Here is a 4645-nt window from a genome sequence, read left to right as displayed (position 1 = left end):
GGGTGGCTGAACAAGTTGGTGGTAATCATCGGGATGATGATGCCGGTGTCGGCGAGTGCCTGCTTGAGGCGGTCGATCTGCTTCTGGCGCTCTGCGTCAGTGCTGCCGAAGGGGAAGAGGTCATCGTCGTGGAAGGTGAGGCCGTAAGCGCCGAGCTCAGCGAGCTTCTCCACAGCTTCGACAACATCGAGGTTGTGGCGAGTGGGTCCACCGAACTGATCCTGGGCTGCCCAGCCGATGGTCCAGAGGCCGAATGAGAATTTGTCTTCGCGGGTGGGAGTCAATGACGACATTGTCGGTAGTCCTTAAGAATGTGGGGTTGTGTATTTGTTGCCTTAGGGAACAATATAGACCCCGACCTATTTACTTTGTCAACTCGAAAACACAGGGTGTTACGAATTTGTTGTTTAGAGGGCAGAATATGTTGGAGATAGTTCACACGGAGAGAAAAGGCAGATGACTCCATCCGCATCAAAACCGCACAGTGGTGCGTCAACCGTTGGTAGTAACCGCGAACAAGTACGCCAACATAATTTGTCGGCAATTCTTCGTCTGCTGCGCCAATTCGGCACGATGTCACGTTCTGCGTTGACTCAACGCACCGGTTTGAACCGCTCCACCATTTCGGACCTCGTGACAGAACTTCAAGAACTGGGCCTCATCATCGAGTCCGAAGCGAACTCCACCCAAGGCGTTGGACGACCTTCGCTGATGGTTTCTTTCTCGGATGAAGTCGTCGTCTTCGCGGTCAACCCAGAAACCGATGCCACAACTGTGGGTGTCGTCACACTCTCCGGCAAAGTCATTGACAAGGTTCGCCACACCCACTCGACGGTGCCCAGCCCCACCGAATCGGTAGAGACCACAACACGGCTTATTGCTGAGCTGCGCGCCAAGATGCCCGCCACTTTCCGCATTGCTGGAATCGGTGTGGCCATCCCTGGACAGATCCGTGTGGAAGATGGTGTGGTCCGTCTCGCTCCTCACCTCAACTGGGTTGAGGTTCCCTTCGCTCGCATGCTTCACCAGCAAACGGGCCTTCCTGTCTTCATTGACAATGACGCCAGCCTGGGCTCCATCGCAGAGCGCGACCTCGGTGCTGGTCGTGGCTTCAGTGAAATTGTGTATCTCTTCGGTGGTGCTGGTGGTATTGGTGGCGGTGTGATCCACGGCGGTATTTTGCTTCGTGGCGCTGCCGGCTATGCCGGTGAGCTTGGCCACGTCCGCATTTCTGATTCACCTCGTGAGGATTACTCAGGGCTCCAAGGAACCCTCGAGTCACTCGTTCAGCGTGATGATCTCTTGGCGGCACTCAAGATCGAGAGCGCTGATGATGCGCAGCTGGAAGAAGTCCTGTCCAAGCCCGTGAGCTCTAAAGTTCAAAAGCTCTTGGAATCACAAATTGATGCACTCGCGATTGCGGTGGGTAACTACGTCAACATCTTCAACCCTGAGATTGTGCTCATCGCGGGATATCTCGCCGTGCTTCACTCCTATGACCGCGATCGCCTGCTGAGCCGTTTCCGTTGGAGCACGCTCACTGCACCGCAGGACCGTTTACTGGTGAAGACTGCAGAGCTGGGCCCCAACCTGTTGATGATTGGTGCAGCAGGATTACCCATTGCGCCCTTGCTGGCAGAGCCTGCAATTACGCAGCTCTTCCCTGCACGAGGAAAGTAAGAAGCCCTACTTCTCTCCGGTCAGAAACGCACCAATCTGGTGGCGTGCTTGATAGATCAAGGCGTTGTCGCTGATGGCTTCGGCCAAAGGTCGAAGTGGTGAATCAGTCAACCCCTGATCGAGGAATGACGCGAACGCCGTTGCTTGATAGCTCAAACCTTCGTGAGCAGGAACGCCGGTTTCGTCGCGCCAGGTGGCAACCGGGGCGGGGTTGAACTCAGAGGTGAACAAGGTCAGACCGCTGGGGGTGAAGAACGGTTCGTGGATGTTCAGGCGTCCGGCAGAGCCGGTCACAGATGCTGCCGTGGGGGTGAAGGCAGCCATCGTCACGGTGGCAACTGCCTGAGCACCTGAGGCGTAGCTCAACACCGAGGTGGTTGTTTCATCAACACCGGTTGACGTGAGCGAACCAGATGTCTGGATGCTCGAAGCATTGCCGAGGACGAAAGAACTGAAGGCAAAGTTATAAATACCGAGGTCGAGAAGTCCACCACCGGCAACCTGATCCATCAGGCGAGGAACGTGGCGCAGGTCTTGGCCAAAGTCAGAGAGCACGAACGAGATGTCCCCCAAGATGCCGTCGGCAAAGATCTGACGCATCACATCGGACTGGGGGATGTAACGCGTCCACATGGCTTCCATGGCAAGAACGCCTGCTGCCTTCGCAGCATCTGCGATCTCCTGGGCATCAGTGGGGTTTGTGGCCAGAGGCTTCTCCACCAGCACGTGCTTACCAGCGGCAATCGCGAGCAGGGCATGCGCTTTGTGGAACTGGTGGGTAGTGGCCACATAGACAACGTCCACCTCGGGGTGGTTGACCAGTGCGTCATATGAGGTCAGTGCGTGAGGGATGCCGCGAGGAGTGGCGAAGGCCTCGGCCTTGCCGGGAGTCTGCGATGCCACTGCAACAAAGCGCTGGGTAGTGTGCTTCTGCACTGAATCAACAAAGGCTTCCGCAATACCGCCGGGGCCGATGAGTCCCCAGCGCAGCGGGGTAACCGAGGCAGGGTCAATCAGGCGGGGAGCAGGAAGAGAAGTAGGCAGCATCGTTCGTCCTTGAATCGAGGGAGGGTGTTGCCCATGCTAGGCGAACAACGTGGGGTTGTGTAGGCACAACTAGAATTGAGGCATGTCTAAGGTTCTTTCTTCTTTGCCCGTTGGTGAGCGCGTCGGTATCGCCTTCTCTGGAGGTCTCGACACCTCTGTTGCTGTTGCGTGGATGCGCGAAAAGGGCGCAATCCCTTGCACCTACACCGCCAACCTGGGCCAGGCAGATGAGCCAGACATCGACAGCGTTCCCGGTCGCGCACTCGAATACGGTGCTGAGATTGCCCGTCTGATCGACTGCCGCGGACCTCTCGTAGAAGAGGGTCTCGTTGCTTTGCAGTGTGGTGCGTTCCACATTCGCACCGCCGGCAAGACTTACTTCAACACCACTCCTTTGGGCCGTGCCGTCACCGGCACCATGCTGGTTCGTGCCATGCACGAAGACGGCGTGGACATCTGGGGTGACGGGTCTACTTATAAGGGCAACGACATTGAGCGTTTCTATCGCTATGGCCTGATGGCTAACCCCGCCCTGCGTATTTACAAGCCGTGGCTGGACGCTGACTTCGTCAACGAGCTCGGTGGCCGCCACGAGATGAGCGAATGGCTGCTTGCACGTGACCTTCCTTACCGCGCATCTAAAGAGAAGGCCTACTCCACCGACGCCAACATTTGGGGTGCATCACACGAGGCCAAGCTCCTCGAGCACCTCGACCAGGGTCTTGACCTGGTTGAGCCCATCATGGGTGTTGCTGCCTGGCGTGATGACGTCGAGGTTAAGACTGAAGAAGTCACCATTGCGTTCGAAGCAGGTCGTCCCGTCTCGATCAACGGCAAGCGTTACGACGACCCCGTTGCTCTCGTGATGGAAGCCAACGCTATTGGTGGACGCCACGGTCTGGGAATTTCTGACCAGGTTGAGAACCGCATCATCGAGGCCAAGAGCCGCGGTATTTATGAAGCTCCTGGAATGGCTTTGCTTCACATTGTTTACGAACGTTTGCTCAACGCCATCCACAACGAGGACACTCTGGCCAACTACGCCGCCGAGGGTCGTCGCTTGGGTCGCTTGATGTATGAAGGTCGCTGGTTCGACCCACAGGCACTCATGCTGCGTGAATCCATTGTTCGCTGGGTTGGCTCTGCCGTCACCGGTGAAGTGACCCTGCGCCTGCGCCGCGGTGACGACTACACAATTCTCAACACTGCAGGTCCCGCCTTGAGCTACCACCCCGACAAGCTCTCGATGGAGCGCGTCGAAGATGCCGCCTTCGGTCCTGAAGACCGCATTGGTCAGCTGACCATGCGCAACCTCGACATCGCTGACTCACGTGAGCGTCTCGAGCAATACGCTGCTCAGGGCATCGTCGAAGGCGGCGCTGCTGTTCTGATGGGTGATCTCAAGGCTGCTGCATTGGAAAAGGGCAAGAAGTAAGTTCCTTACTTCTGTTGACCTGATGAGTTCCACTGATTCACCTCCGTGGTTTGTCATCAGTGGTGGACCCAGTTCGGGTAAAACCACGACCATCAAACTGCTCACAGAGCGCGGATTTACAGTCACCACCGAGCAAGCTTCCGCGATCATCGCGGAAGAACTTGCGAAGGGAAAGACCCTTCTCGAGGTCCGTGGTGAGGGTGATTGGTTCCAACGCGAGATCTTGAAGCGCCAGCTCGCTGACGAGAAATCTTTGGATAGGTCAGAGACGGTCTTTCTCGATCGTGGTCTTCCTGACGGCCTTGGCTATGAGCGCTATCTGGGTCTGACTCCAAACCCTGAACTTTTTTCTGCATCTCAGCAGGCCACGTATCGACGAGTTTTCCTCCTCGAATGTCTGCCGGTGAAAGTGGACTGGAACCGTCATGAGGATGAGCAGGTCCAGCAAGAGATCCACGACGCTATCCGAGCCACTTATCTCGA

At 56.7% G+C, this 4645-nt stretch carries 4 protein-coding genes and 1 pseudogene; 3 read left to right on the top strand and 2 right to left on the bottom strand.

The window, feature by feature from the left end:
- Positions 1-293 (bottom strand): annotated as a pseudogene (locus tag Q0362_RS05505) (xylose isomerase); the annotation flags it as partial.
- A gap of 163 nt (positions 294-456) precedes the next feature.
- Here Q0362_RS05505 and Q0362_RS05500 point away from each other — a divergent pair.
- The gene (locus Q0362_RS05500; protein ID WP_298120919.1) at positions 457-1680 is read left to right on the top strand and encodes an ROK family transcriptional regulator; all 1224 of its coding nucleotides are present in this window, start codon (positions 457-459) and stop codon (positions 1678-1680) included.
- Positions 1681-1686: 6 nt separating this feature from the next.
- Here the strand turns inward: Q0362_RS05500 and Q0362_RS05495 are convergent, their stop codons facing one another.
- Positions 1687-2727 (bottom strand): Gfo/Idh/MocA family protein, encoded by a 1041-nt coding sequence (locus Q0362_RS05495; protein WP_298120917.1) that lies wholly within the window; start codon positions 2725-2727, stop codon positions 1687-1689.
- 82 nt (positions 2728-2809) lie between these two features.
- Here Q0362_RS05495 and argG point away from each other — a divergent pair, with 82 nt between their 5' ends.
- Together argG and Q0362_RS05485 are read left to right on the top strand one after the other, a co-directional pair.
- A complete protein-coding gene (gene argG, locus Q0362_RS05490) occupies positions 2810-4162 on the top strand; it encodes an argininosuccinate synthase (RefSeq protein WP_298120915.1) in 1353 nt (450 codons plus the stop codon).
- Between the two features lie 22 nt (positions 4163-4184).
- A partial coding sequence (locus Q0362_RS05485; RefSeq protein WP_298120913.1) for an ATP-binding protein occupies positions 4185-4645 on the top strand: 461 nt, incomplete at its 3' end.

The sequence above is a fragment of the uncultured Aurantimicrobium sp. genome (assembly GCF_936931525.1).
Taxonomy (GTDB): domain Bacteria; phylum Actinomycetota; class Actinomycetes; order Actinomycetales; family Microbacteriaceae; genus Aurantimicrobium.
This window is presented reverse-complemented; position numbering and strand designations above follow the sequence as displayed.

Coding starts and splice junctions, on each gene's coding strand:
- Q0362_RS05500 (WP_298120919.1), top strand. CDS start 457: ATGACTCCATCCGCATCAAAACCGCACAGTGGTGCGTCAACCGTTGGT.
- Q0362_RS05495 (WP_298120917.1), bottom strand. CDS start 2,727: ATGCTGCCTACTTCTCTTCCTGCTCCCCGCCTGATTGACCCTGCCTCG.
- argG (WP_298120915.1), top strand. CDS start 2,810: ATGTCTAAGGTTCTTTCTTCTTTGCCCGTTGGTGAGCGCGTCGGTATC.